This window comes from Actinomyces acetigenes (assembly GCF_031296635.1).
Classification (GTDB): domain Bacteria; phylum Actinomycetota; class Actinomycetes; order Actinomycetales; family Actinomycetaceae; genus Actinomyces; species Actinomyces acetigenes.
Map to the genome: position 1 here is coordinate 1 of NZ_JASPFC010000090.1, position 1440 is coordinate 1440.

The following is a 1440-nucleotide window of genomic DNA, read 5'->3' on the forward strand; positions in this document are numbered from 1 at the left end:
GTGGCCGGGCTGGTTCCGACGTCGTCTTCAGGGCAGGCGGCTCCCGACCCTCGTGGAGTGCGGATTTCCAGGTCGGGTGCGGAACCACAGGTGCGCGAATGCGACCTCAATCCACAGGGCTGATCGCAGCGGCTGAACCGCGCCGTCGCAGTGCGCAACCTTGAGACATGACTCCGCGACCATCTGCCCCCAGCACTGTCTCCGATTTGCGTCCGCGTCTTCTGCACACATCGCGCCGCTCCCGCCGCGGCTGTCTTCCCTCGCGTTCGTGGATCCGTCTGGCGCGTGGTTACTACTGGCTGCCGGATCGCGATGCTGAGCGCTGGCAGCATCGTTACACCCTGTCGTTGGCGCGTGCCGTGGTTGCCCAGCGTACCCAGCTGTCCGCGGCCTTTCTGTCGCACACATCAGCGGCTCTGGCGCTTGAGCTCGACATGTTCTCCCAGGAGCCCGACGTCTACCTCGCGGTGTCCAGCGCCCCGAACCAGGTCCATACCGTTCTGCCCCGTGTCTGGGTCCCGGCCCGCGGTACGCCCGCGCTGATCTCTGAGGGCCCCTCGGACTTCTCCGGCTGTCGGAACGTTGGTCTGTGGCGACGCCGTCTTGGGCTGATGCCGGATGAGGTCGAGTCCGTGGGAGAGACGGTGACGACCACGGCGGTGCGCACGGCCTACGACTGCGCCTTCGACGAACCGGCGCACAACGCGCTCGCCATCGCCGACTCCGTGCTGCGTCGCTGTTGTCAGCCGGATCGGGAGCGGCCCGAGCTGTGCTCGGCGGCGATTGATCGAGTGAGGCGGGAGTGGGCGCGCACGCTCAATCGTGAGCCAAGACGTCGCGGGGTGACTCAGGCTCGGGCGGTGCTGGGCCTGGCGACGCCGTTCTCCGAGTCGGCGCTTGAGAGCGCGTTGCGGTGGCTGGTCCTGGTTCTGGGGCTGCCGATTCCGCAGGTGCAGTACCCCGTCGATACTTCCGAGGGGCGTTGGTGGGTGGATATGTGCTGGCCGGACAGGAGGCTCGTCCTGGAGGCTGACGGCAGGAAGAAGTACCAGGGGGCTGAGGACCTGTGGAAGGAGAAACGGCGCCAGGACGGGATTGAGTCGCAGGGGTGGACGGTGCTGCGCGTGTCCTACGGGGACATGATGCGTCCAGATCGGCTCGGCGCCAAGATTCTGACGAGGTTCCAGCCTGCGGAGGTCGCGCGCCTGCGGCCCCGGCAGGAGCTGGAATGGAAGGGGATGCGTCTGGAGGCCGGGCTGCGTGAGGCCTCGTTGCTGGGGCAACGGCTTCCCCGAGGATCGGCTGAGCTTGTTCCATGAAGCAAGGGCAGCCGCCGTCGACCGTTGGGGTGCATGTGAGATGTGGGACTGCGTGCTCTCAGATGGAGATCTATTGATCTGGGCAGTGCTTGCAGAGCGTCAGATGGGGCGAGGGGCTGTG

1 protein-coding gene is annotated in these 1440 nt (G+C 66.7%); it reads left to right on the forward strand.

The window, feature by feature from the left end:
* Positions 1-359: 359 nt before the first annotated feature.
* Positions 360-1319 (forward strand): DUF559 domain-containing protein, encoded by a 960-nt coding sequence (locus RIV14_RS13615; RefSeq protein WP_178387842.1) that lies wholly within the window; start codon positions 360-362, stop codon positions 1317-1319.
* Positions 1320-1440 lie beyond the last annotated feature (121 nt).